This is a genomic window from Phenylobacterium sp. (assembly GCF_030681155.1).
Lineage (GTDB): Bacteria > Pseudomonadota > Alphaproteobacteria > Caulobacterales > Caulobacteraceae > Phenylobacterium.
Genome location: NZ_JAUXXE010000042.1, coordinates 47,420 through 72,729, shown reverse-complemented (window position 1 = coordinate 72,729; position 25,310 = coordinate 47,420). Strand labels below are relative to the sequence as shown.

Genomic DNA, 25,310 nt, shown 5'->3' with positions numbered 1-25,310 from the left:
CCGTAGCCTGAAATTTCGAGGGAGAAGACGATGCGGATTGCAGTGAGCGTAGTGATGGTGGCGCTGCTGGCCAGCGCCTGTTCGAAGAAGGAAGAGGCCGTTAAGGCGCCTGAAGCGGTGGGCGCTGCGCCGGCTCTCGCCGATATGGAAGGCCCCAAGCCCGGCAAGTGGAAGATGACCACGGTAATGGCGGCCATGCCCCAGCCCGTCACCATGGAAGTCTGTATCCCCAAGACCAGCTTCAAGGAAATGCAGACGGCCAACCAACAGGCCGGCGTGACCTGCACCGAGCAGACCCTGACCCGGCAAGGCAGCGACTATGTCGGTCATTCGAGCTGCACCCATCCGGGCGGCAAGATGACCATCGACAGCCGTTTCTCGGGCGACTTCTCCTCGAAATACACGATGGAGACCAAGACGGTCATGGACCCGCCGCCGACCCCGGCGATGAAGGAAATGATCATGAACGTCACCGCCGAACGCCTGGGGGACTGCTAGGCGCCAGGGGCACGAATTCATCAGCTTCAGGGCGGGGCCTGGAAAATTCTCCGGCCCCGCTTCCCCGGAAAGGTCGGTTCGTCCTATCGTTCCGGTAGATCGACGGGGATGGGTGACCAGGAATGAGAGTGTTCGGGACGGTGGCGGCGCTGGTCGTGGCCACAGCTGTCGGCGGCTGCGCCACCACAGCGCCGGCCAGCAAGCCGGCAGGCGGCGAGAGCGCCAAGGCGCGGACGCTGCCGAAGGGCCTGGACTCGGCCAACAACGGTGATCCTTTCGCCTCCACCTATCGGCCGCTGCCCAGCCGCCCGACGGCCCTGTTCGGCGCCACGGTGTTCACTGGGACCGGGGAGCGGATCGACGGCGGGACCGTGCTGATCCGCGACGGTAAGATCGAGGCGGTCGGCGCGGGCCTGGTGCCTCCGGCCAGCTACGATTTCGTGGACGCCGCGGGCAAATACATTACCCCAGGGCTGATCGACGCCCACTCGCACCTGGGCGTCTATCCCTCGCCTTCGGTCCCGGCCCACTCTGACGGCAACGAGCTCACCGACCCGAACACCGCCGGCGTCTGGGCCGAGCATTCGGTCTGGCCGCAGGACCCCGGTTTCAACCTGGCCCGCGCCGGCGGCGTCACCAGCATCATGGTGCTGCCAGGCTCCGGCAACCTGATCGGCGGGCGCTCGGTCACCCTGCGCAACATCCCGGCCCGCACCGTCCAGGAGATGAAATACCCCGGCGCGCCATACGGCCTGAAGATGGCCTGCGGCGAGAACCCCAAGCGGGTCTATGGATCCCGCACCCGCGCGCCCTCCACGCGGATGGGCAACGTCGCGGGCTATCGCAACGCCTGGATCAGCGCCGCCGACTATGGCCGCAAGTGGGATGACTACCGGGCGAAGGAAGGCCGTGGAGAAAAGGCCGATCCGCCCAAGCGCGACCTGCAGCTTGAGACCCTGTCCGGGGTGCTGAAAGGCGAGATCCTGGTCGAGAACCACTGCTACCGGGCCGACGAAATGGTCCAGATGATCGGGATCGCGAACGAGTTCGGCTACAAGATCACCGCCTTCCACCACGCCTCGGAAGCCTACAAGATCGCCGACATCCTGGCGCAGAACGACATCTGCACCGCCACCTGGGCCAACTGGTGGGGTAACAAGCTGGAAGCCTGGGACGGGATCGAGGCCAACGCCGCGATGATCCACGCGGCCGGCGGCTGCGCGATCATCAAGTCGGACGACCCCGACGTCATCCAGCGTCTGAATCAGGAAGCCGCCGCCGCCCTCGCGGCCGGGCGCGCCGCGGGCCTGAACATCACCGAGGCCCAGGCCATGGCCTGGATCACCGCCAACCCGGCCAAGGCGATGGGACTAAAAGACACCGGATCCCTGACGCCCGGCAAGCGGGCCGACGTGGTCATCTGGGACAAGAACCCCTTCTCGATCTACGCCCGCGCCGAGCGCGTCTATCTGGACGGCGGCATCGCTTATGACCGCCACGACGCGCGCTTCCAGCCGAAGTCGGACTTCGAAATCGGCCAGGGGGCCAACCGCTGATGTCCAAGATCGCCCTGCACCTTTCGATCAGCCTGGCGGCCCTGGCCGCCGCCATCGCCACCCCGGTCCTGGCCGAAACCGTGGCCATAACCAACGCCCGCATCCTGACCGCCGGCCCCGCCGGCGAGATCGCCCAGGGGACCATCGTCCTGCACGACGGCAAGATCGCCTCGGTCGGCGCGGGGGCCTCGGCGCCCGCCGGCGCGCGGATCATCGACGCCAAGGGCGCGACGGTGACGCCTGGCTTCGTGGCGGCCAACACCCTGCTGGGGGCCGTCGAGGTCCGCTCATTGGGCGATGACCTGACCGTCAACAACCCGGACATCGGCGCGGCGTTCGACGTCCAGTACGGCCTTGATCCGCAGTCGACCCTGATCCCGGTCGCGCGGCTGGGCGGCATCACCCGGGCCATCGTCATGCCGCTCTCGGCCGGCGGCGGCGGGACCGACTTCCACGCCGACGACGGCGAGGAGCTCTACACCGCCGGCGGCGGGGGCGGCTCGAAGTCGACCGCCCTATTCGCCGGCCAAGCCGCGGTCATCCACCTGGGCGAAGGCGCCAACATCCTGGTCAAACCGAAGGTCGGCATGGTGGTGCCGTTCGGCGACGGCGGGGCCAATGTCGCCGGCGGCGCGCGCGGAGCCGAGATTGTCGCCCTGAAGGCGGCCTTCCGCGACGTGCGCGACTACATGCGCAATAAGGCCGCCTACGACCGCGCCGGCATCCGCGACATGGGCCTCTCCAAGGCAGACCTGGAGGCGCTTATCCCGGTGGTCGAGGGCCGCATGCCGATCATCGCCTCGGTCCACAAGGCCTCAGACATCCGCAGCGTCCTGCAGTTCGCCCGCGAAGAACGCGTGAAGGTGATCCTGGACGGCGCCGAGGAAGGCTGGATGACGGCGGGCGAGATCGCTGCCGCCGGCGTGCCGGTGATCATCAATCCGCTGAGCGACCGGCCCGAGAGCTTCCAGGTGCTGGGCGCGACCATGGAGAACGCCGCGCGGTTGCAAGCGGCTGGCGTGACCCTGGCCATCGAGAGCCAGGGCGGCGCGCACCGGGTTCGTGAGCTGCGCTACAATGTCGGCAACGCCATCGCCAACGGCATGCCGTATCAGGCCGGGCTGGCGGCGGTGACCATCAACCCGGCCCGCATTTTCGGCGTCGCCGACAAGATCGGCTCGCTGGAGCCCGGTAAGGACGCCGACCTGGTGATCTGGACCGGCGACCCCTTCGAGCCGCTATCCCAGCCCACCGCCATCTTCATCCGCGGCGAAAGCCAACCGATGACCTCGCGCCAGCTCGAACTCCGGGACCGCTACAAGACCCTCGGCGGCGGATATCCGGCGGCCTATTCTCGGTAGAGTTGATTCGACTGGAGAAGCCATGCGGACTGTTCGTCGGGAGATTGAGGGCCCCTTCGACTTCGAACCGGAACGTTCGCGCCCCTCGCCGCTCGAGTACACGGCGAGTTTCCCGGCCGGTCCTGCCCTTGGCCTGGTCTTTGTGATCCCAGGTTTCGGCGGCGATACGAACGACGGCTATGCCGAGGCCCTGCGCCGCCACATCGTGACGAAGCACGAGATGGCGGCGGTCAGCGTCCAGTACCATTGCTTCGGCGCGCGCCCGGAAACCGGCGGCAGGATCCAGGTCGATGACCGTGATCGACTGATGCTTTTGGGCCTGGCTCACTTCGCTAAGACCTCGCTGGGCGATCCAAACGATGTGAACGACGTCGCCCGCCGGCTAGCGCAGACCGGCATCACCGCGCGAGTAGGTGCGACCATCCATCCGGCCCGCGACGAGTACCAAAACTTTGGAGTCGTCCAGGCCATGGACCACTTGGCGGTGCTCGGAGATCTGCTGGAGCAGGGCGCAGAATTCGACACCGGACGTATCGTCGCCCTCGGCTCCTCACACGGCGGCTATATCGCCCACCTGATCGCCAAGATCGCACCACGCACCCTGGCGATGGTGATCGACAACTCGTCCTACACCCAGCCGCCGATGGAGTATCTGGGCCAACCGGCCAGCGCGGACTTCATCGCGCCGCTGGCCGGCGACGTCATGGCGTTCTGCCGGACCAAGAGCGGATGGACGACAGACAATCGTCAGGCCCCGGACTTCTACAGTCGCGACCGGGACCTAATCCGCGATGTCGCCTATCCGCCACACCTCGCCGCGACCAGGGCGGAAGCTGGCGAGGACGCGACGATCTTCCGGATGGTGAACGCCGCCACCGACCGCATATCGCCCCCGCACATGAAGCAGCGACAGGTCGCCGCCCTCCAGGCCCTCGGTTTCGATGGCCAGCTCTCGCTGATCGAGGAGGAACATCTCGACGGCGCGGTGTTCAAGCAACTCGTCCATGGCCTGGACGCATCGCTCGCCGGCCTCTTCGACATGGCGATCCCCGAGCTTCAATCCCGGTCCGGACCGCACGATGGGGCGCTTGGGGTGAGCGTGGCTTACGAGTGCGTGGACTCGATCTACCGTTTCACCCACAACCCCACCGCGCCGTTCATTCGCGGCGAGGTGGAGTCTCGGTTCTTCGCAGACGCCTAGGGCTTCATCGTCCGCGCGGTGAGGCTCGCCTCGCCGCGCAGGGTCAGGGCTTCGGCTGATGTCCCGACCGCCACGCCGACCTTGCCATCAGTGATGCGCCAGCCTGGCAAGGCCGCATCGTAATTGGCCAGCAGGCGGGGATCGGCGCTGATGGTCACGCGCTTGGTCTCGCCGGGCGCCAGGGCCACGCGCGACCAGCCGATCAGGCGTTGGCTCTCCTTGCCGTCCGAGCCGGTCACCAGAGCATAGACCTGCGGCGTGTCGATGCCGGCGACGGCGCCGGCATTAGTGACGTCCAGGCTGACGGTCAGGGTCTCGCCGCCTTGGACGCTCAGGCCGCCATAGGCGAAGGTCGTGTAGGAGAGGCCAAAGCCGAACGGGAACAGGGTGGGCTTGCCGGTCTTGGCGAACCAGCGGTAACCGACGTCTGCGCCCTCTGGGTGCTCGACCGAGAACCGGCCCTTGTGCTGCTGCACGTCGGGGAACGAGGTCGGCAGGGTCTTACCCTCGACCGGCGGGCCGAAGATCATGCCGGGGATTTCCGGCCGCACCAGATCGGCGACGTCGCGCGGGAAGCTGATCGGCAGACGGCCCGAGGGATTCACTTCGCCGAACAGGATGCGGGCGATCGCCTCGCCGCCGCGGGTGCCCGGATACCAGGCCTGTAGCAGGGCGCTGACCTTATCCAGCCACGGCGTCAGGACCGGGGTGCCGGTTTCCAGCACCACGACGGTCTTGGCGTTGGCCGCGGCGACGGCCTCGATCAGGGCGTCCTGGTTGTTCGGCAGCGACAGGGTCGGCAGGTCTTCAGCCTCGGTCGCCCACTGGTCGGCAAAGACGATGGCGACGTCGGCGTCCTTGGCCAGGGCGGCGGCGGCGGCGTGATCCTCGCCGCTCGCATAGACGACCTCGGTGTTGCGGGTCAGGCCGCGGATCGCCGCCAGCGGCGCCGAGGGATGGTAGGTGATCTGCGAGAAGGCCGAGGACAGGCCCATCGTCACCTTGATCTCGAGACCCGCGCCGCCGACCGGCAGCACCTGGGACGAACCACCGCCCGACAGCACGCCGACATCGGCATGGGCGCCGATCACGGCGATCTTGCGAAGGCTAGCTTTGAGCGGGAGCACGCCGTCGTTCTTCAGCATCACCACACCGGCCTCTGCCGCGGCCTGGGCGACCTTGGCGTTCGCCTCGTAATCCGTCGGCCGTTTTTCGGCGGGCCTGTCGAACACGCCCTTGTCGATCAGGCTGCGCAGGATGCGGTGGACCATGTTGGACAGGCGCTCGAACGGCACCTCGCCCTGCTGGACCGCCTCCTTCAGCAGCTCGCCGAAATAGACCTGTTTGTCGAGTTGCTCGCCGCTCTCCTGGTCCATGCCGGCCAGCGCCGCCTTGGCCGTGGTGTGGACCGCGCCCCAGTCGCTCATGACCCAGCCGCGGTAACCCCAGTCGTTCTTCAGCACCTGGTTCAGCAGGAAGTCGTTCTCGCCGGCCCACTCGCCATTCAGGCGGTTGTAGGCGCACATCACCGAGCCGGGATCGCCGATCTCGATGGCGATCTGGAAGGCCAGCAGGTCGCTTTCACGCAAGCTCCCCTCGTCGATGCGGGCGTCGACCACGTGGCGACAGGTCTCCTGATCGTTCAGCGCGAAGTGCTTCAGGGTGCAGACGATGTCGTTGGACTGCGCGCCCTTGATCGCCTGGCCGACCAGCACCCCGGCCAGCAGCGGATCTTCGCCCAGATACTCGAAATTGCGCCCGCAGCGCGGCTCGCGCGTCAGGTTCGCGCCGCCGCCCAACAGCACGTTGAAGCCCTTGTCGCGCGCTTCGGACCCAACCATGACCCCAGCCGCATGGGCCAGCTCCGGATCCCAGGTCGAGGCCAGCGCCAAGCCCGATGGCAGGCCGGTGGCCCCATCGCCCTTGCGCACCTGGCGCGGGTTGGCGATCCCCAGGCTGGCGTCGGTTTCGTTCAGCGCAGGAATGCCCAGGCGCGCGACGCCGGGGATGTAGCCGGCCCCCATCGCCGCGTCGGCCGGCGGAGTTTCCAGCAGGGCCGGCATCGGTCCGTGGACCAGCGAGATCATCTCATCCAGCGTCAGTTGCTCGATCAGCAGGGCGGCCCGCTCGTCGGGCGAGAGGCTGGTGTCCATCCAGGGCTGGGCGGTCATCTTGGCGTTTCCTCAAAGGCTTTGGAGCGACGCTATCTATTTTTACCCAAGTGGGCAATAATCAGATCATGGTCGAGACGCCGATCAAGCAGCGGGGCCGGCCGGCACGGGATTCCCGGTCGGTCGAGGAGACGCGCGACGTCATCCTGCAGGCGGCGCTGACGCTGTTTTCCGAGCGCGGTTTCGAGGGTGTGGCGGTGCGTGACATCGCCGCCAAGGCCGGTGTCGAGCACAGCCTGGTCCGCTACCACTTCACCGACAAAGCCACCCTCTGGCGTGCGGCCCTGCGCAAGCTGATCGACAGGATGAACGAAGAGCGCGCCGCGAGTTGGCGGGCCACCCGGGGCCAGCCGTTGATCGAGCGGTTCAAACAGTACCTGCGCGACTATGTCCGCTACTGCGCCCATCATCCTGAGCACGCCCGGATCATGGTCCACGAGACGGTCGGCGATTCCGACCGTACCGCCTGGATCGCCGACGAGATCGTGCGGCCCCAGCACCGGGCCGGGCGCAAGACCCTGACCATGCTGATGGACGAAGGCCACCTGCCCCGCATGGAGCCGCGCCACCTGATCTACATGATCGCCGCCGCCGCCCAGGCGCCCTTCACCCTCGCCGGCGAGGTCCGCCACGCCTATGGCGTAGATACCTCGACCGACGCGGAAATCGAGGCCCACGCCGATGCGCTGATCGCGACGTTCCTGAGGGGGTAGTCGGCCAGGGCGGCGCTCCCTCCATCTCGTTGCTACGCAACGATCCACCTCCCCCAACGGGGGAGGATCTTACTCGCATCTAGATGCTCCCCCTCTGGGGGGAGCTGGCAGCGAAGCTGACTGAGGGGGGCCTAGACCGCCGCCTCCGGCTTCAGCGTCTCGCGCAGTTGCCGCTTCAGGAACTTTCCGCTCGCATTGCGCGGGATGGCCTCGTCCAGGAACCAGACATAGCGCGGGATCTTGTGCTTGGCGCTTATCCCCGCCAGGTGCTCGCGAAGCGCTTCGGGAGTCAGGGCTTCTCCCGGCCGCAGGACGACGGCGGCGCCCACCTCCTCGCCCAGACGCGGATCGGGAACGCCGAACACGCAGGCCTCGGCCACGGATGGATGGCGGAAGATATTGGCCTCCACCTCGGCGCAATAGACGTTCTCGCCGCCGCGCAGGACCATGTCCTTCTTGCGGTCGACGATGAAGATGAAGCCGTCCTCGTCAATGCGCGCGACGTCGCCAGTGTGCAGCCAGCCATCGGTGATCGACTCCGCCGTCGCCTCGGGCCGGTTGATGTAGCCCTTGATGACCGGCGCGCCCTTGACCCACAGCTCGCCGATCTCGCCGACCGGAACCGTGTTCCCATCGTCGTCGACGCACTTGACCTCGAAGGACGGCATGGCCGGTCCGCAGCTCGCCGGCTTGTCGACGAAGAAGTCGGCCGAGACCGAGGTGATGATCCCGCAGGTTTCGGTCATGCCGTAGCCGGTGTTCGGCCGGGCCGTCTTCACCTGCGCATCGATCTTGCCGACTAGGTCGGGCTGGAGCTGCGCGCCCCCGCCGCCCAGGCTGACCAGGCTGGAGGTGTCGGCGCTGGCGAAGTCGGGGTGGGTGATGAGCTCGCGCGCCATGGTCGGCACGCCGCTCATGGCCGTGATCTTTTCGTTCGCGATCAGCCGCAGCGCCTCGCCCGCGTCCCAGCGATACATCAGCACCAGCTTGCCGCCGCCGGCGGTGATCGCATAGGCCGCGCAGTTGTTGGCCGTAACGTGGAACAGCGGCGTAACCACTAGGCCCGCGGGAACCGGAACCGGCGCATTGGGATCGGGCGCGACGCCCGTGGCGCGGGCTGTGGCCAAGGCCTGCACCTGGCCCGAGAAGCCCATGTTCATCAGGTTGGCGACACAGCCGCGATGGGTGAGCTGGGCGCCCTTCGGGAAGCCCGTGGTCCCCGAGGTGTAGAAGATACAGGCGTCGGCGTCGGGATCGACGCTGACCTCCGGCATCTCGCCGCCGTGTGCGATCACCTCGCTGAAGGGAATGATCCCGGCCGGCGTGGGATCGACCCGCACCGCGACCAGCCGGATACCCTTGGCGGCGTCCGGGCGCTCCAGGATCCGCTCGAGCCGCTCGGCGTCGGCGAAGATCACCTTCGGCTCGGAATCCTTGATCGCGTATTCTATCTCGTCGGCGACCCACCAGGCGTTCATGCCGACCACCGCAATGCCGGTGGAGACGCACGCCCAGTAGATCAGCATCCATTCGGGATAGTTGCGCATGGCGACGGCGACGCGGTCGCCGGACTTCACGCCCTGGGCGGCCAGCCAGGCGGCGATGGCGTTCACCTTGGCGTGGGCCTGGGCGTAGGTCAGCCGGTCGTTCTCATAGACCAGATAATCGCGGTCGCCGTACTGGGCGGTGCCCAGCCAGATCTCTCGCACCGACGGCGGCGCGTGGCGGAACATCCGCAGCGGTTGGCCGCGGACCTCGACCTCGGCGATCTCGAAGGGCGATCCCGGCGCGATCAGTTCCGACCAAGCCTGCTTGAGTTCCTTGTAGTGCATCGCCGCCCCTTTTGTTTTCGGCCGGCGGCGTCAAGGCCGCCGACCCGTGCGCCGCCTCATCAAGGGGCGCTTTGGATATCACGATATCTGGCCTGACCCGGCGGCAGCCCAGCTAATCGGACTTGCCGGAGAGGTTCTCATGGACGGACGCTCTCGGCCACAAATCAAGAGAAAACAGGAGAGAAACGCCGTGGCGATCGACTTCGAAATTCCAGAAGAGGCCAAGGCCGTCCGCGCGCTGGTGCGCCAATGGGTGCAGGACGAGTGCATCCCCGCCGAGAAGGAACTGCACGCCGGTCGCGACTATAAGGAGCTGCTGGGTGAACTGCGGACCAAGGCCCGGGCGCGGGGTCTATGGTTGCCCTTCATCCCCAAGGAGTACGGCGGCATGGGCCTGGGGCCGCTGGCCAACGCCCTGGTGCAGATGGAGCTGGGCCAGAGCCACCTCGGCGCGCTGTCGATGAACAGCCAGGGCCCGGACGACGCCACCATGCTGACCCTGCTCGCCCACGGGACCGACTTCCAGAAGGAGAAGTATCTCAAGCCGTTGCTGAACGGTGAGAAGCGCGTCTGTTACTCAATGACCGAGAAGGCCGCCGGCGCTGACGCGACGGGCATGCGCACCACCGCCGTCAAGGACGGCAACGAGAACTATGTGCTGAACGGCGAGAAGTGGTTTTCGTCGGCCGCCAGCGCCGCCGACCTCGCCGTGGTCATGGCCCGGACCGATCCGGACGCCCCGCGCCACCAGCAGTTCTCGACCTTCATCGTCGAGCTGCCGAACCCCGGCTACAACATCAAGCGCGACATCAAGACGATGGCCGTCGAAGGCCCGCTCAGCCACATCATGGGCGGGGGCCACTCCGAGATCGAAATCAAAGACCTGGTGGTTCCAGCCGAGAACCTGCTGGGCGGCGAGGGCCAGGGCTTCAATATGGGCCAGCACCGCCTCGCCTACGGCCGCTTGCGGCACGGCATGCACAATGTCGCCATGGCCCAGCGAGCCCTGGATATGGCCGCGGCCCACGTCACCCAGCGCGAGACCTTCGGCAAGCCGCTGCACGAGCGCCAGGGCGTCCAGTTCATGTTGGCCGAGTGCGCCAGCGAACTCTACATGGCCCGCCTGATGCTGCTGCACATCGCCTACAAGGCCGAGAAGGGCATGGACCTGCGGCAGGAAAATTCCATCGCCAAGGTCTTCCTGGCCCACATGGTTCACAAGGTCGTCGACACCGCGATCCAGCTACACGGCGCGCTCGGCTATAGCCAAGATACGCCGCTGGCCAGCTGGTACACCCACATCCGCTCGCAACGGCTGGTCGACGGACCGGACGAAGTGCACCGCTGGACGGTGGGCCGCAACGTGATCAAGGCCTACCAGCAACACGGCACAACCGCCTCGGCGGCGGGGGGTGATCTGATTTAACCTCCCGACCAAGATCGTCATGGCCGGCCACTTGTGCCGGCCATCCATAAGTACCGCCGCTCGGGATTTGCCGGGGCGGTTCACGTTTATGGGTCGCCGGGACAAGCCCGGCGATGACGAATTTGATAGGGTAGCTCCCACCGTAACATCGATAGGCATTTCATGACCGCCCCCATCCGTATCGTCAGCCTGTCCGGCAGCCTGCGCAGCGGCTCATACAACGCCCAACTGCTCCGCGCCGCGGTCGCCCTGGCGCCGGAGGGGGTTACGATCACCGCCGGCACGATCCGCGGCATCCCGCTCTATGATGGCGACGTGGAAGCCGCAGACGGCATACCGCCGCTGGTCGCCGCGCTGAAAGACGATATCGCCGCCGCCGACGGCCTGCTGCTGGTGACGCCCGAGTACAACAACTCGATCCCCGGTGTGTTCAAGAACGCCATCGATTGGCTGACCCGGCCTGCCGACGACATTGCGCGCGTGTTCGGCGCCAAACCGGTCGGGCTGATCGGCGCCTCGCCGGGCGGGTTCGGCACCATTCTCAGCCAGAACGCCTGGCTGCCGGTGCTGCGCACCTTGGGAACCGAGCCCTATTTCGGCGGCCGCCTGATGCTGTCCCGGGCCCACAAGGCGTTCGGCGAGAACGACAGCTTCGCCGACCCCGCCATGGAAGCGATGCTGAAGGGCTATCTTGAAGGTTTCGCGCAGTTCGTGCGGGCGAAGGCCGCGGCCTGAGCGTCAGCCTTCCGGCGGTGCGTCTAGGAGCCAGGCGGTGAGGTCGGCGATCGGTTCGAAGCCGAGGCTGGCATAGAGCGGCCGGCCAGCTTCGGTGGCGCCCAGATGGAAGCGCTCCACGCCGCGGCCCCGATAGTCCGCGATCACCTGGGTGAGCAGGGCGCGGCCCATGCCCCTGCGCTGATGCTCCGGCGGCGTGGCCATGAGCGATATCCCCGCCGTATTTCCAGTCGGCGTCACGGAGACGGCGCTCATGGCTCCCTCGTCGCCGCAGCCGATGTAGGTTTCGACACCCGCGGTTTCGGTGATCCCCACATCGATGCATCTGGCGACGGCGTCGCGCTGGATGTCGAACGCCGCGGCGACAAGGTCGCCCGCAATACCCACGAGTTCGTCGCCGAGCGCTCGGGTGACCTTCACCGGGCGGCTTACCGGAACCGGCGTGCCGGCGCGTAGCACCATGAGCGGGGCCGTCCCCACCGCCCTCAAGCCCAGCCGCGTTGCGACCGGCGCCAGGCCTTGCGCCACCTGCGGGCTCATCATTGCGGTGAGGGGCAGCCCCCGCGCCTTCGCGCGCGCCACCGCTCGCGTGAGGAAACCCTCGGCGTCGGGGTCAGGACCGAGGGTCAGCATGTTGAAGTCAGCCAGGGGCTCGCCGGTCAGGCCCAGGATACAATCCCGGGTCATGTGCATTTCGACGCCGGGCACTCCGCCCATCTGGGCGACCAGCGCGCGCACGCTCAGCCGGATCAGCTCTTCGGTCTCACTCATGGCGCTCGCCCCCTCGGCCTCGTGGCGCCTACGCGCGTGACGCCTCGTCCCACCGCGCCGATTCGGCGACCAGCGCCTCGATATCGCCAGCGCAAACCACCGGCTGCAAGGCGGCGAACTTGGCCTCGGGCCAATCGTAGATCTTCAGGGCCAGCAACCGCTCGACCGTGCCCTCGTCGAAGCGCGAGCGCACCGGCGTGGCGGGGTTTCCGGCAACGATCATGTAGGGCGCAACGTCCTTGGTGACGATCGCGCCGGACGCGACGATAGCGCCCTCGCCGACCGTTACGCCGGGCATCAGCATGGCCCGCATGCCGATCCAGGCGCCGTCGGCGATCACCGTATCGCCCTTGCCCTGATATGCATCGAGAATGACCTCCTCGAAGGGGTAGAGGCTAAACCAATCGGTGCGGTGAGTGTGATTGCCGCCCATCAGGATGACCGCCTCGGCGCCGATGCAGACATAGTCGCCGATGTGGAGTTGATCGATCGGCCACTGCGGCGTCCAGGCCTCGCGGCTGTAGGCGTCGCCGTAGTGATAGCGGACCACGCTGTCCTCGAACCCACCCGTCCAAGCGTCGCTGTAATAGCTGTGCGTGCCGCGAAGATGGATGTTCGGATTGGTGAGCGTCAGATGCAGATACTCGACGCGGGACCAGTGCTTACTCATGGAAATCAGACCCTTTTGTAGTGGAAGCGCTTAGGGGCTGAGCCGCGCACGAGCAACCACCGGGCCGGCGTTCAGCAGGGCCGCGGCACGCCGGGCTGTCCGAAATCGCATTCCAGCGCCCGCCGATCCCAACCGCCGGCGTCGGCCGCAGCCGCGTAGGTGCTGCGCAGGAAATCCAGCAGGGTGGCGTCGGGGTCAGGCGCCGTACGCACCGCCTCATAGGGCAGGATGAACTCGCCCAATCCCTCGTGGAACAGCGCCGCTTCGGGCGCCAAAGTCGCAGTCCGAAAACCCTTCGGCTCGGGATAGGCGTAGGAATAGAAGGCCGGATAGTCGATCAGCCCGCCGCCTGGCCAGAACCCGGCGCTGGACACCTCGTGGGAATAAGCCTCGCGCGCCACGCTGTCGGGCAAGTGCGGCACGCCGCCCGGATGGGGCGGTGCGGGACGGCCGGAAAAACGCGTCACCGCCAGATCGAAGCTGCCCCAAAAGAAATGCACCGGGCTCGACTTACCCAGGAAGCCGGTGCGGAAGACCTGGAACACCCGGTCGATCTGGATCAGCGCCCGCCACAGCCGCGAGGCGGCGTCAGGATCATAGCGGCGCGGCCGGTCGTCGGCGGCGAAGGGCGTTGCGTCGGCGATCTCGTTCGGCGCGCCGTTGATCTGGGTGGGAACGCCCGCGTGAACCAGCATCGCATCGAGCGCGCGGTAGAAGCTGGCCACCGTCTCTCCGGCCAGGGGCAGCACGCCGCTGTAGCCATTGCTGGCCCGCACCCGCAGCAGGTGGTCGATGAAGTCGAACTCGATGTCGAAGATCGCCGCCCCGTTCGGGACCGACGACGTGGTCAAGCCGCGTGGGCTGACATAGAGCGCCACCTGCCAGCCGTGATTGAGCCAGGGCGCACAGGCGGTTCGCGCCTTGCCCACGATTTGGCTCCACAGGTGAAGCGCCTCGAAAGTCTCACGGTCCTTGCTGAAGTCGATCTCAGGCCAGGGATTGGAGACTTTCGAGGTCATTGGCGTGTTCCTCAGACCAGATCGTCGAACTCGTCGACCAGGCGTTCCAATTGCGAGACGCCCGCTGCCCAGAAGGCCTTCTCGCGCGGGTTAAGTCCGAAAGGCTTCAACGCCTCGACATAGGTTCTGGTGCCGCCGGCCGCGAGCAAGTCCTCGTAGAGCGGCGCGAAGCCGGCCGGATCCTCGCGGCGCTTCTCCATCAGGCCGCGCACCAGCAGATCGCCGAACGCGTAGGCGTAGACGTAGAACGGCGCGTGCACGAAGTGGCTGACATAGGCCCAGTAGTGCTCGTAGCCGGGGTTCAGCTTCACCGCCGGGCCAAGGCTCTCGGCCATAACGTCCAGCCAGACAGCGCTGATGTCCTCAGGCGCCAGTTCACCTTCCTGACGCATGGCGTGGAACTGAGTCTCGAAGCGGTGGAAGGCGATCTGGCGTACGACGGTGTTAAGGCCGTCCTCGATCTTGCCGGCCAGCAGGCCCATGCGCTCTTGCTTGGAGGCGCCGGCCAGCAGGCGTTCGAACACCAGGCCCTCGCCAAAGATCGAGGCGGTTTCGGCCAAGGTCAGCGGGGTGTCGGCCAGCAAGGTGCCGAGCGGGCTGCACAAGGTCTGGTGGACGGCGTGGCCCAGTTCGTGGGCCAGGGTCAGCACGTCGCGGCGCTCGCCCATATAGTTCATGAACACATAGGGGTGCCGGTTGGCGGTCACCGGGTGCGAATAGGCGCCCGACTGCTTGCCCGACCGAGGGCGAGCATCGATCCAGGGTTCGTTGAAGAAGGTCCGCGCGGTGTCGGCGAACTTGGGCGCCAAGTCCGAGAAGCTCTCCAGCACCATACCCTTGGCTTCGTCCCAGCCGTAGGTGCGCGGTTGCGCGGTGTCGAGCGGGGCGTTGCGGTCCCAATAGTCCAGGGTCTTGCGGCCCATGACCTTGGCCTTCAGCGCGTAGTAGCGGTGGCTGACCGACGGATAGGCCTCGACCACCGCAGCCTCCAGCGCCTCGACCGCGTCGGCGTCGACTTCATTGGCCAGGTGACGCGAGGCCGCCGGGTCGGGATATTTCCGCCAGCGATCCTCCACCTGCTTCTCGAAGGCCAGGGTGTTCATCGACAGGGCCAGGGTCGGAGTGCGCTCTTCCAGCGCCTTTGCCAGGCCCTGGGCCGCCTGCTTACGGCGGGTCGCGTCAGGGTCGGAAAGACGGTTCAACGCCTCCGGCAAGGTTAGGCTCTCGCGGCCGACCTTGGCCGTCAGGCGGGCCAGGGTCTCGTCATAGAGGCGCGTCCAGTTGGCGACCGCGGGGCCGCGGTCGATCAGGATACGCTCCAGGTCAGCCGACAGTTCATGCGGGCGTGAGAGCCGCACGCGGCGCATCCAGGGCCGCCAGCGTGCGGCGGGCGGATGGGCCTTAAAGGCCATCTCGATCTCATTGTCCTCAAGCTGGTTCAGCTCGAGCGTGAAATAGAGGCTGTCGGCGGCGATCTGCGAGGACCGCGCCCGCAGGTCGCCCTCGAACTTGGCCCAGGCCGCGTCATCGCGCGCGGTCGACGCCGCCAGCGAGGCGTAGGCCCCAACGCCCCACAGGCCGTTGGTCGCGGTCTCATAGAGATTGATGCCGTGATCGAGCAATTCACCCAGGTGCAGCGGGTCGCCGCGCAACGAGGTGAAGCGCCCCTTCATCTTGACCAGTTCGTCATTGGCGGCCTTGGCGGCGGCCAGATCGATCTCGATCTTGGGATCGTCGCGACCGGCATAGAGGTCGGCGAGGTTCCACTCAGGAATGGTGTCGAGGTTCACGGGTGCGTTCATGCGGGGACAAATAGACCTTCGCCGCGGCCGCTCCTAGGGGTGAGGTAGTTGGAAGGACCTCGCTCGCCATCTCCAATCTTCGTCATCCTAGGCCTTGTGCCTAGGACCCCTCTATCGGCTGCGAGGCGATGCAGGCGCGCACGGAGGCCGACGGCACTCCCTCCCCGTTCATTGCGATGGTGAAAGGGGTCCTAGGCACAAGGCCCAGGATGACGAAGTGAGAGATGGGGCGACGCCCCGCCCACTAGGCGAGACTGTCGTAGAGATCGCTCCAATGCGGGTTCTCCCGCTCGATCAGGTTGATCTTCCAATCGCGCGGCCATCGCTTCAGCGACTTCTCACGTTGGATGGCGTTCGACATATCCTCGTACGGTTCGTACCAGACCAGCCGCTTCAGCCCATATCGCTTGGTGAAGCCTGGATAGACGCCGTCGCGATGCTCCCACATGCGGCGTGACAATTGGCTTGTCACGCCGCATGTAGAGCGTCCCGCGCATCCGATCCGTTAGGATGTAGACCGCGATGTAGGCGTCACGCCCGACCAATTATCGCTTCGCCGTCGCCGCCCCTCCCTTGGCCGCCGGGACCGCAGGCGCCGCCGCGCCGCGGGCTTCGCTGAGCACGTAGGCGCGCAGGTCCTCGGCGCCCTTGGCGTCGATGAAGCGGCTGAAGCTGGCCATGCCACGCTCGGCGAGCGCCCCATCGATCACCACCGACTTCCAGCTATCGGCCGAGAGCAGCATCTGCGACTGGCGCAAATTGGGCAGGAAGGCCCCGCCAGCGTTCGGGCCGTGGCAGACCTGGCAGTTCTGATGGAACAGGGCGAAGCCGCGCTTAGCGTCGCCGGTCGAGGTGACGCCGGTCAAGTCCAGCGCCGCCTGCTCGGGCCGCACATAGGGCGGGGCCTTGGCCGTACCGCCCAGCTTGAACACCATCAGCCGGCCAGGAAGCCTCGGACGCTCGGGCAGCAGGGCCGGCGCCGAGAGCGCGCCCGCGCCGCCGTAACCGACCATCAGGGCCACATACTGCTCGCCGTCGATCTCATAGGTCGACGGGGCGGCGATGACGCCGTTGTCGGTCTTGTAGCTCCACAGCTTGGTCCCGTCGGCGGCGTTGTAGGCCGAGAACTCGCCCTCGGCTGCGCCCTGGAAGATCAGGCCCCCGGCGGTCGACATCACCCCGGCGTTCCAGAAATACGGATGCTTGATCGTGAAGCGCGCCTTCTGCGCGACCGGATCCCAGGCGATCAGCTCGCCCTTCACCATCGCCTTGATGGCCGCCATCTGCGCCGCGTCGGTGGGCAGGGCGTTGGCGAGGAAGTCGGTGCCGACGTTCCAGGCGCCCGGACGGAAGGTGTAACCCCTGTCCGGGGTATAGGCGAAGGGCACCACCTGGGCTGGGATGTAGACCAGACCCTCCTTCGGATTGAAGGCCATCGGGTGCCAGTTGTGCGCGCCGAACGGGGCCGGGACCTGCAGCGACGGCGCGTTCTCGTAGCGCACGCCGGGGTTCTCGATCGGACGGCCGGTGGCCGGATCGACACCCGAGGCCCAGGTGATCGGCACATAGGGTTTGGCCGAGATCAGCTGGCCGTTCGCGCGGTCCAGCACATAGAAGAAGCCGTTCTTCGGCGCCTGCATCAGCACCTTACGCGGCTGGCCGTTGATTGTCAGGTCGGCCAGGATGATGTGCTGGGTGGCCGTGTAGTCCCAGCTCTCGCCGGGCGTCGTCTGATAGTGCCAGACGTACTCGCCAGTGTCGGGCTTCAGGGCCAGGACGGAGGAGAGGAATAGGTTGTCGCCCTTGCCGTCCGAACGCTTCACATGGTTCCAGGGCGTGCCGTTGCCGACCCCCGCATAGAGGATGTCGAGCTCGGGATCATAGGCCATCGAATCCCAGACCGTGCCGCCGCCGCCAGTGGCCTTCCAGCCCTCGCCAAACCAGGTGGCCGCGCCCTTCTCCTTCATGATTTTGTCGGAGGCGGCGTTGTCCGGCTGCCCGTTCGGATTGGGCGTGGTGTAGAAGCGCCAGACCAGCTTGCCGGTGGCCGAGTCATAGGCTGACAGATAGCCGCGAACCCCGTACTCGCCGCCGCCGTTGCCGATCAGCACCTTGTCCTTCACCACGCGTGGCGCGCCGGTGATGGTGTAGGGGCGACCGGTGTCGGTGGTCTGAACCGACCAGGCTTCCTTGCCGGTGCCGGCGTCCAGCGCGACCAGGCGGCCGTCGAGCACGCCGACATAGACCTTGCCCTTCCAGACCGCGACGCCGCGATTGACCACGTCGCAGCAGGCGTCGAAGCCCTTCTTGCCCTCGACCTTGGGATCGTATGACCACTTCAGCGCGCCGGTCTTGGCGTCGAAGGCGTAGACCTTGGACCAGGCCGTGGTGGTGTAGAGCACCCCGTCGACCACGACCGGCGTCGCCTCCTGGCCGCGATCGGTGTCGAACTCGTACATCCAGGCCAGGCCGAGCTGGCCGACATTGGTGGTGTTGATCTTGTCGAGCGGACTGTGGCGCTGCTCGTCATAGGTCCGCGCGACGGTGAGCCACTCGCCATTGCCGCTTGCAGCCGCGATCCGCGCTCCGTCGACATTGCCGGGCCCCTTGTCCCCGCCGCCCTGACCACAGGCCGCTAGCAACGCGGTCGCGGCAAGCATCGCCGCCCACTTCAAGGTCTTCATCGAGCGCCTCCCAGCAGCCGTTCATTGCGGCCTTTGGGGGAACTATGCGCCGAACTTCGGAGTCGGCAAGCGTGCCGCCGGGTCAGGTGCTTTGGCGGACCCTGTCAGGCCAGGAACTCCAGGATCGCCGCCACGAATTCCTTCGACGCCACGACACTGCGGTGATCGCCGGGGGCGAGCGCGGCCTTCGCGCCGGGGATGGCGGCGGCGAGATGTTCTGGACGCGCGGCCAGCGGATCGTTGTCGCCCGCCAGCACCAAGGTCGGCGCCTTGATCTCCTCCAGCGGGATCCGGCTGGCGTGAACGACAGCCGCCTGGGCGGCCAGGGCGCGGCGGTCGGCGCCGGTCGCGTCCGCCAGCAGGCGGAAGCCCAAGGCGGCGGGCGCGATGGTGGAGAGGTCGTCGGTCAGCAGGGCCGCGACGATGTCGTGGTTGTCGACCACCCGCGTATCAACGCCGCCCTGGGCCAGGATGCCGTCCCCGACCCCGCCGATCACCAGCCGGCGCAAGCGCGGCTCGCGCGTCGCGCAGATCAGCGAGACGATGGCGCCCATCGAATAGCCGACCAGGTCGACCTCCGGCACGCCCAGTTGGTCGATCAGCTCAGAGAGGTCGCGCGCCATGCGGTCCTCGCCATAGAAGGCCTGGTCATGGGGCTTGTCAGACTCGCCATGCCCACGCGCGTCGATACCAACCACGCGCCGGCCGGCGGCTGTCAGCGCCGCGACGACGCCCGGCGCAGCCCAGTTGGTCTTGGCGCCGACCGCAAAGCCGTGGTGCAGCACCACCGGGGGGCCGCCATGCTCGGGGCCCCACTCATGCCAAACCACGCCGACGCCATCCGAGGTCTCAAAACGCTGGGCCAAAACGCCTCTCCCAATCTAGCCGAGTTCAAAAGCGCGCAGCCGCACGCGGTCCGCCGCGCGCTCGCCGGTGGCGACCGCAAGCAGAGCGTTGAGGCGCGACAAGCCGGGCGCGGCTGTGCGAAGCCGCACGGCCGTCCGAAAATAGTAGCTGGCCGGATCCACGATCTCGCCGCGCGCCAGGGCGGCCAGCACCGCCGGCGGGCCATGGCGCACGCCGTCGGAGCGCACCTCCACTGTGCCCTGGCCGTCGATCTCCAGCACATAGTGGGCGGCGATATCCATTCGGCCGTCCGGCCATACCGTCTGCCAGTCACCGCCCCCGGCCAGGACCTGTCCGGTCAGGCCGCCCCCCACGGTTCCGCCGACAATAGGAATGAACCGCCGGCCGTGCGGCGCGGCGTCGATCTGCACCGGAGCGCCGACCAGCACCTCCAGCGTCATCAGCGGCGTAAGCGCCGGCGTCATTGCAATGCCTCCTGGGCGCGCAAGCCAGTCAGCACCTTGTAGCGGGCGGCCATCGCTTCCAGTTCGCCCGGCGCGAACACGTCCTCGACACGGTCGAAGCCGTCAGGCGCCCGCTCCTGGGCCAGTTGCATGCACTGCTCTGGACCATTGCCGCGATTGGCCAGGACGATGGCGGCGGTGGCCGAGAGACGCGCCTGCTCATAGGCCGCCAATCCCGCCGCCGGCTCGGCCTTGGCGCTAAGCGCATGGGCCAAGGCGCGAGCGTCGAGGATCGCCTGGCTCGCCCCGTTCGAGCCGATCGGATACATCGGATGGGCGGCGTCCCCCAGCAAAGTGACCCGGCCGTGGTTCCAGCGCGTCAGTGGATCGCGATCGACCATCGGATATTCGTAGACCGCCTCGGCGCCTTCGATCAGGCCAGGCACGTCCAGCCAGTCGAAACGCCAGTCCTCGAAGCGCGGCAGGAAATCTTCCAGCGCGCCGCGCCGGTTCCAGTCCTCACGCCGCAAGCTTTGCGCGATCCTCAATTCGGCGATCCAGTTGATCTGCTGCAAGCCGTCGGCGCGTGGCGCGCCGATCGGATAGGCGACGAACTTCTGGTCCTGGTGACCGGCCATGATCATGCTGGCGCCGGTGAGAAACGGCGCGGCCCAGGTCGTGGCGCGCCATAGGATGCGGCCGGAATAGGTCGGCGGCCCTTCATCTGGATAGAAGGCGGCCCGGGCGAACGAGTGAATTCCGTCAGCGGCGACTAGGATATCGGCGGACGGCCGGAAGGTCTCGCCCTCGGCGCTGACGAACCGCCCCGTCACTTGGCGCTCGTCCTGGCTGAGCCCGGCCAGCCGCCGATTGCAGCCGACGCGATCTGGCCCCAGCCGCGCGATGGCCGCCTCCAACAGGACCGACTGCAGCACCCCGCGCGGCAAGGAGACCTGCGGCGCGGTGTGACCGGCCAGGACGCCGCGCGGCTCGGCCCAGATCCGCTGGCCAAGGCGGTTGAAATAGACCAGTTCGCGGGTCGCGACGCCGCGCGCGAGAAGGTCGTCCAGCAGGCCAAGCTCGGCCAAGACCTCTGCGGCATGCGGCAGCAGATTGATGCCCACGCCCAGCGGCAGGATCTCGCGAGCGGCCTCGAAGACCTCCACCTCGTGACCGGCCGCATGCAAGGCCAGGGCGGTGGTCAGGCCGCCTATCCCAGCGCCGGCGACGACTGCCCGCATGTTCATCGTCCTCCCGAACGCTATTTGTTATGCACCATAACAATATGAGTTTGGACTTCAACGCTCCGTTGCGATGGACCTGAGGATCGTCGAATGATGCGAGGGTGAGGACGCGATGAGTCACGACGAAAAACGCCAGTTCGATCCGCATCGGCCGGGCATCGAATATGGGGTCCTGGACGAACTGGTCGGCTATGGCCTGCGCCGGGCGCAGATCCGCATGACTGAAGCCTTTGACGCCCAACTGGGGGGCCTGGGCGTCACCACCCAACGCTTCTCGGCCCTGGTGCTGATCGCGTCGAACCCGGGCCTGAAGCAGACCGAACTGGCCAGCGTCATGGGTATCGCCCGCTCCGGCGTGCTGGCCATTGTCGAGGCGCTTAGCCTGCAAGGCCTGATTGAGCGGCGGCCGGCCCCGGGCGATGCGCGGGCCCAGGCGCTGTTCCTGTCGCCCTTGGGCGAAGAGAGGCTGCCACAGATCGTGGAGCTGGTTCGCGAACATGATCGCGAACTGGTGAGAGGTTTCTCCGCCGCCGAGATCGAGACGCTAAAGTCTTTGCTGGAGCGGATTCAGACCTGATCAACGGGGGCATGGTTTACCGAACGTAACCATGCCCGTTAACCCCCGACTCAGGACTCCGAAACCCCGCCTTTACCCCGCGCCTGTATCAATCCGGGTCAAGAAGAGCCTCGTTCGACCAGTCCATCGGCGAAACGAGCGTCCGTTCCAGGTGTGTGGGTGTTTCAAATGACCAAGACGGTCCTCGTCGTCGATGACGACCCGACGCAGCGCAGATTGATCCAGGCCGTGCTGGAACGCGAAGGCTTCGCCGTGGTCCACGCCGAGAGCGGCGAGACGGCTATCACGCGTCTGCAATCGGGTTCACCGGTCGATGTGATCCTGCTCGATCTGGTCATGCCCGGCATGAGCGGCCAGGAGACCCTGGCCGAAATGCGCGCCCGCAACTTCGCCCAACCTGTGATCGTGCTGACCGCGACCGGCGGCATCGACACCGTCGTCCAGGCCATGCAGGCCGGCGCCAGCGATTTCTTCATCAAGCCGGCCAGCCCGGAACGCATCCTCGTGTCGATCCGCAACGCCCTGTCGATGGGCGCGCTGAAGGGCGAGGTCGACCGGCTGAAGAAGCACGCCACCGGCCGCGCCAGCTTCGCCGACATGGTCGGCGACTCTCCGGCCATGACCATGGTCAAGCGCATGGGCGAACGGGCGGCGAAGTCGTCGATCCCGATCCTGATCACCGGCGAGAGCGGCGTCGGCAAAGAAGTCATCGCGCGCGCCGTGCACGGGTCTTCCGACCGCGCCGGCAAGCCGTTCATCGCGGTGAACTGCGGCGCCCTGCCCGAGAATCTGGTGGAATCGATTCTGTTCGGCCACGAGAAGGGCAGCTTCACCGGCGCCACCGACAAGCACCTGGGCAAGTTCCAGGAAGCCAATGGCGGCACCCTGTTCCTCGACGAGGTGGGGGAACTGCCGCTCGACATGCAGGTCAAGCTGCTGCGCGCCCTGCAGGAAAGCGAAATCGACCCGGTCGGCTCCAAACGCTCGATCAAGGTCGATGTCCGCATCGTCTCTGCCACCAACCGCGACCCGGCCCAGGCCGTGAAGGACGGGCTGTTCCGCGAGGACCTGTTCTATCGCCTGAACGTCTTCCCGATCGAGGCCCCGTCCCTGCGCACGCGGCGCGAGGACATCCCGGCCCTGGTCGACCACTTCATCCGCCGCTTCAACGTCGAAGAGGGCAAGAGCGTCGTGGCCGCCTCGGCTGAGACCCTGGCCTTCCTGACCGCCTATGACTGGCCGGGCAATGTCCGCCAGCTGGAGAACGCGGTCTATCGCGCCATTGTGTTGGCCGATGCGCCCTATCTGCAGCCGTTCGACTTCCCGGCGATCTCGGGCGTCGCCGCGCCGCCGCCCGAAGCGTTCGAGGCTGTCGCCAGCCAGCGTCCGGCCATTCTGCCGACCGCCGAAGAGCTGGTCGCCGAAATGCCGGCGGACGCTCCTGTCCGCATCCTTGACCACCGCGGCCATCTGCGGACCCTGGAAGAGATCGAGCGCGACCTGATCGCCCTGGCCATCGAGATCTATGCCGGTCACATGAGCGAAGTCGCACGCCGGCTCGGCATCGGCCGCTCGACCCTCTATCGGAAGGTCCGCGAGCAAGGGCTGGAAGACAACATCAAGGGCGCGTCCGAGACGGACGGCGCGACGGCCGCGGCGTAGCGGCTCTTCTCCTCTCCCCTCGGGGAGAGGTCGGGTGAGGGGGCGGCGTCAGCCACTCAACCTCACCGAGGGATTAGAGCGCCGCGACGCGTCGCCCTTCACCTAACCTCTCCCGAGGGAGAGGAATTCAGTCTTCTGAATAAGGCTTGGCGCGGCGCTTGAAGGGCCGCCTTTGCAGTTCCTTCTTCTCGCCCTTGGCCTTGGCGGCGATCTCCTTGAGCTTCACCGCCTGAAGCGCTGACAGCGCCTCGCCGGCCGCGCCCTTCTCAGGATCCCCGAAGGCGCGGCCGTAGGTCTTCACGCGTTCCTCGACCGAGCCGAGGAATTCCCCCTCCCAATCCGAAAGCTTCACATCGGCGCGGTCCGCCTGGCGGCGGACACGCTTCAATGCGTTCAGCGCGGCCCGCTTGGCCTGCTCCTTCCGGTCGGGTGGGGCTCGCTTCAAATCTCTCCCATCGCCGACAGGTACAGGTCGAGGATCGCTTCTTCCTCGAGGCGCTTGGCGCGGTCCTGTTTGCGGATGCGGACCACCTTGCGCAGGATCTTCACGTCGAAGCCGTTGCCCTTGGCTTCGGCGAAGACTTCCTTGATCTGCTCGGCGATCTCCGACTTCTCCTGCTCGAGGCGCTCGATACGTTCAATGATGCTCTTGAGCTGGCCCTGGGCGGCTTGGTTCAGGATATCGCCGTGGGCGGAGTCGTCGGACATGGGATCAAGGTCTCACAGGTCTGGGGTGGCGGAAAGGCGCGCGAACCTAGCGGCGAGACGCGGGCATGTCATCCGCCCGCTGAACCTTAGCTGCAGCCTATTCGTTGAGACGGATCGACGCGGAGTTCCCCATGCCCCAATCCAAGCACCGTCCGACGCAAGAGCAGGCCGAGGCGGCGGTCCGCACCCTTATCGAGTGGGCGGGCGACGATCCCCATCGCGAAGGCCTGCTGGACACGCCCGCGCGGGTGGCCAGGTCCTACAAGGAGCTGTTCTCAGGCTACGAGACCGATCCACGCGAATACCTCGAGCGGACCTTCGACGAGGTCGGCGGCTATGACGAGCTGGTGGTCCTGCGCGACATCCGGGTGGTCAGTTTCTGCGAACACCACATGCTGCCGTTCCTGGGCAAGGCTCACGTCGGTTACCTGCCGTCGAACCGGGTGGTCGGCATTTCCAAGTTGGCGCGCGTGGTCCACGGCTTCGCCCGACGACTTCAGATCCAGGAAAAGCTGACCGCCGAGATCGCCGGCGCCATCCAGGACATCCTGCATCCCAAGGGCGTCGGGGTGGTCATCGTGTCGGAGCATAGCTGCATGACCATGCGCGGGGTGAACACGCCCGGCTCGCGCCTGACCACCAGCCATCTGCTGGGCGAGGTCCGCGACGATCCCCGCACCCGTCAGGAGTTCCTGGAGTTCGTCAGGAACGGCTGAGACGGCGACGCACATAGGGCGGGGCTGGCGGGGCTCCGCCGTCCATGGCCGGCGCGAGCACGGTGATGATGGTTTCAATCAGCCGGTCCACGCCCTGCGGCAAGCGCGCCTCGGCGGCCGTCCAATAGCGCCAGGTCGCCGCGTCCAGATAGTAGGCGTAGATGGCCAGGTCGAAGAGCGCCTCGTCGGGCCAGTCCGAGCCGAACTGCTTGAGTTGAGCGACCACGCCCTCGGCCATCTGCTCGGCGTGCAACGGCTCGATCTCGGCCAGTTTCGGGAACTGCTCGAAGGCCGCGCTCATCGACAGGCCGTAGCCGACCGCTTCCTCCTCAGCCTTCACTCGCGCGATCCACTTGCGGAAGAATGCGCGCCAGTCACCTTCGCCATCGTCCATCGCCTCCGAAGCCACCTGCCGGATATGCGTCAGGCGGGCCTCGTAGAGGGCCAGGATGATGGCCTCCTTGTTGGGGAAGTATTGGTAGATCGACCCCACCGACACGCCGGACGCCGCGGCGATGGCCGGGGTCGTCACCGCCGCCGGCCCGTCCCGGTTCAAGATCGCCTGGGTGGCGTCCAAAACCCGCTGGATGCGAGCCTTGGCCCGAGCCTGGGTGGGCAGTTTTCGAGGGGTGAGGATCGTGCTCATCACCCCCT

At 66.9% G+C, this 25,310-nt stretch carries 24 protein-coding genes; 10 read left to right on the top strand and 14 right to left on the bottom strand.

What is annotated here, in order from left to right; genetic code table 11:
- Positions 1 to 30 precede the first annotated feature (30 nt).
- The 4 genes from Q8M13_RS10930 (at position 31) to Q8M13_RS10915 (ending at position 4,616) form a co-directional block, all read left to right on the top strand.
- Positions 31 to 498 (top strand): DUF3617 family protein, encoded by a 468-nt coding sequence (locus Q8M13_RS10930; RefSeq protein WP_305299981.1) that lies wholly within the window; start codon positions 31 to 33, stop codon positions 496 to 498.
- Between the two features lie 122 nt (positions 499 to 620).
- Complete coding sequence (locus tag Q8M13_RS10925; RefSeq protein ID WP_305299980.1) at positions 621 to 2,054, top strand: amidohydrolase; 1,434 nt, start codon at positions 621 to 623, stop codon at positions 2,052 to 2,054.
- Positions 2,054 to 3,415, top strand: coding sequence for an amidohydrolase family protein (locus tag Q8M13_RS10920; protein ID WP_305299979.1), 1,362 nt, complete (start codon positions 2,054 to 2,056; stop codon positions 3,413 to 3,415). Before Q8M13_RS10925 ends, Q8M13_RS10920 begins: the two co-directional genes overlap by 1 nt.
- Before the next feature lie 22 nt (positions 3,416 to 3,437).
- Positions 3,438 to 4,616: a DUF2920 family protein gene (locus Q8M13_RS10915; protein ID WP_305299978.1), complete on the top strand. Its 1,179-nt coding sequence runs from the start codon at positions 3,438 to 3,440 to the stop codon at positions 4,614 to 4,616.
- Here the strand turns inward: Q8M13_RS10915 and Q8M13_RS10910 are convergent.
- Entirely contained in the window at positions 4,613 to 6,787 is a 2,175-nt protein-coding gene (locus tag Q8M13_RS10910) for a beta-glucosidase (RefSeq protein ID WP_305299977.1), read from the bottom strand. The two genes, Q8M13_RS10915 and Q8M13_RS10910, sit on opposite strands and share 4 nt — an antisense overlap.
- Positions 6,788 to 6,855: 68 nt before the next feature.
- Here Q8M13_RS10910 and Q8M13_RS10905 point away from each other — a divergent pair, with 68 nt between their 5' ends.
- Positions 6,856 to 7,500, top strand: coding sequence for a TetR/AcrR family transcriptional regulator (locus Q8M13_RS10905; RefSeq protein WP_305299976.1), 645 nt, complete (start codon positions 6,856 to 6,858; stop codon positions 7,498 to 7,500).
- A gap of 131 nt (positions 7,501 to 7,631) precedes the next feature.
- Here Q8M13_RS10905 and Q8M13_RS10900 read toward each other — a convergent pair whose 3' ends face one another.
- A complete protein-coding gene (locus Q8M13_RS10900) occupies positions 7,632 to 9,332 on the bottom strand; it encodes a class I adenylate-forming enzyme family protein (protein WP_305299975.1) in 1,701 nt (566 codons plus the stop codon).
- A gap of 190 nt (positions 9,333 to 9,522) precedes the next feature.
- Between Q8M13_RS10900 and Q8M13_RS10895 the strand changes: the two genes are divergently transcribed.
- Positions 9,523 to 10,758, top strand: a complete 1,236-nt coding sequence (locus tag Q8M13_RS10895; RefSeq protein WP_305299974.1) for an acyl-CoA dehydrogenase family protein — start codon at positions 9,523 to 9,525, stop codon at positions 10,756 to 10,758.
- 162 nt (positions 10,759 to 10,920) lie between these two features.
- Positions 10,921 to 11,493 (top strand): NADPH-dependent FMN reductase, encoded by a 573-nt coding sequence (locus tag Q8M13_RS10890; protein WP_305299973.1) that lies wholly within the window; start codon positions 10,921 to 10,923, stop codon positions 11,491 to 11,493.
- A gap of 3 nt (positions 11,494 to 11,496) precedes the next feature.
- Here Q8M13_RS10890 and Q8M13_RS10885 read toward each other — a convergent pair whose 3' ends face one another.
- The 9 genes from Q8M13_RS10885 to Q8M13_RS10845 form a co-directional block, all read right to left on the bottom strand.
- Positions 11,497 to 12,264: a GNAT family N-acetyltransferase gene (locus tag Q8M13_RS10885; protein ID WP_305299972.1), complete on the bottom strand. Its 768-nt coding sequence runs from the start codon at positions 12,262 to 12,264 to the stop codon at positions 11,497 to 11,499.
- Positions 12,265 to 12,292: 28 nt separating this feature from the next.
- Complete coding sequence (locus tag Q8M13_RS10880; RefSeq protein ID WP_305299971.1) at positions 12,293 to 12,934, bottom strand: CatB-related O-acetyltransferase; 642 nt, start codon at positions 12,932 to 12,934, stop codon at positions 12,293 to 12,295.
- A 71-nt stretch (positions 12,935 to 13,005) separates the two neighbouring features.
- Positions 13,006 to 13,953, bottom strand: coding sequence for a DUF5996 family protein (locus Q8M13_RS10875; protein WP_305299970.1), 948 nt, complete (start codon positions 13,951 to 13,953; stop codon positions 13,006 to 13,008).
- 11 nt (positions 13,954 to 13,964) lie between these two features.
- Positions 13,965 to 15,755 (bottom strand): M3 family oligoendopeptidase, encoded by a 1,791-nt coding sequence (locus Q8M13_RS10870; RefSeq protein WP_305299969.1) that lies wholly within the window; start codon positions 15,753 to 15,755, stop codon positions 13,965 to 13,967.
- A 244-nt stretch (positions 15,756 to 15,999) separates the two neighbouring features.
- Positions 16,000 to 16,227: a GIY-YIG nuclease family protein gene (locus Q8M13_RS10865; RefSeq protein ID WP_370870025.1), complete on the bottom strand. Its 228-nt coding sequence runs from the start codon at positions 16,225 to 16,227 to the stop codon at positions 16,000 to 16,002.
- Positions 16,228 to 16,300: 73 nt separating this feature from the next.
- A complete protein-coding gene (locus Q8M13_RS10860) occupies positions 16,301 to 18,439 on the bottom strand; it encodes a PQQ-dependent dehydrogenase, methanol/ethanol family (protein ID WP_305299968.1) in 2,139 nt (712 codons plus the stop codon).
- Positions 18,440 to 18,543: 104 nt separating this feature from the next.
- Complete coding sequence (locus tag Q8M13_RS10855; protein ID WP_305299967.1) at positions 18,544 to 19,305, bottom strand: alpha/beta fold hydrolase; 762 nt, start codon at positions 19,303 to 19,305, stop codon at positions 18,544 to 18,546.
- Between the two features lie 15 nt (positions 19,306 to 19,320).
- Positions 19,321 to 19,770 carry a DUF3237 family protein gene (locus Q8M13_RS10850; protein WP_305299966.1) on the bottom strand — a complete coding sequence of 150 codons (450 nt, stop codon included), beginning with the start codon at positions 19,768 to 19,770 and terminating at the stop codon, positions 19,321 to 19,323.
- Positions 19,767 to 20,990: a flavin-dependent oxidoreductase gene (locus tag Q8M13_RS10845; protein WP_305299965.1), complete on the bottom strand. Its 1,224-nt coding sequence runs from the start codon at positions 20,988 to 20,990 to the stop codon at positions 19,767 to 19,769. The genes Q8M13_RS10850 and Q8M13_RS10845 overlap by 4 nt, the downstream gene beginning before the upstream one ends.
- 115 nt (positions 20,991 to 21,105) lie before the next feature.
- On the opposite strand from Q8M13_RS10845, the gene Q8M13_RS10840 reads away from it, so the two are divergent.
- Positions 21,106 to 21,570, top strand: a complete 465-nt coding sequence (locus tag Q8M13_RS10840; RefSeq protein ID WP_305299964.1) for a MarR family winged helix-turn-helix transcriptional regulator — start codon at positions 21,106 to 21,108, stop codon at positions 21,568 to 21,570.
- A gap of 168 nt (positions 21,571 to 21,738) precedes the next feature.
- The gene (locus tag Q8M13_RS10835; RefSeq protein WP_305299963.1) at positions 21,739 to 23,232 is read left to right on the top strand and encodes a sigma-54 dependent transcriptional regulator; all 1,494 of its coding nucleotides are present in this window, start codon (positions 21,739 to 21,741) and stop codon (positions 23,230 to 23,232) included.
- A 127-nt stretch (positions 23,233 to 23,359) separates the two neighbouring features.
- Here Q8M13_RS10835 and Q8M13_RS10830 read toward each other — a convergent pair whose 3' ends face one another.
- Positions 23,360 to 23,677: a hypothetical protein gene (locus Q8M13_RS10830; RefSeq protein WP_305299962.1), complete on the bottom strand. Its 318-nt coding sequence runs from the start codon at positions 23,675 to 23,677 to the stop codon at positions 23,360 to 23,362.
- Positions 23,674 to 23,940 (bottom strand): DUF2312 domain-containing protein, encoded by a 267-nt coding sequence (locus tag Q8M13_RS10825; protein WP_056735991.1) that lies wholly within the window; start codon positions 23,938 to 23,940, stop codon positions 23,674 to 23,676. Before Q8M13_RS10825 ends, Q8M13_RS10830 begins: the two co-directional genes overlap by 4 nt.
- Before the next feature lie 131 nt (positions 23,941 to 24,071).
- On the opposite strand from Q8M13_RS10825, the gene folE reads away from it, so the two are divergent.
- Positions 24,072 to 24,656, top strand: a complete 585-nt coding sequence (folE, locus tag Q8M13_RS10820) for a GTP cyclohydrolase I FolE (RefSeq protein ID WP_305299961.1) — start codon at positions 24,072 to 24,074, stop codon at positions 24,654 to 24,656.
- Here the strand turns inward: folE and Q8M13_RS10815 are convergent.
- Positions 24,643 to 25,302, bottom strand: a complete 660-nt coding sequence (locus Q8M13_RS10815) for a TetR/AcrR family transcriptional regulator (RefSeq protein WP_305299960.1) — start codon at positions 25,300 to 25,302, stop codon at positions 24,643 to 24,645. The two genes, folE and Q8M13_RS10815, sit on opposite strands and share 14 nt — an antisense overlap.
- Positions 25,303 to 25,310 lie beyond the last annotated feature (8 nt).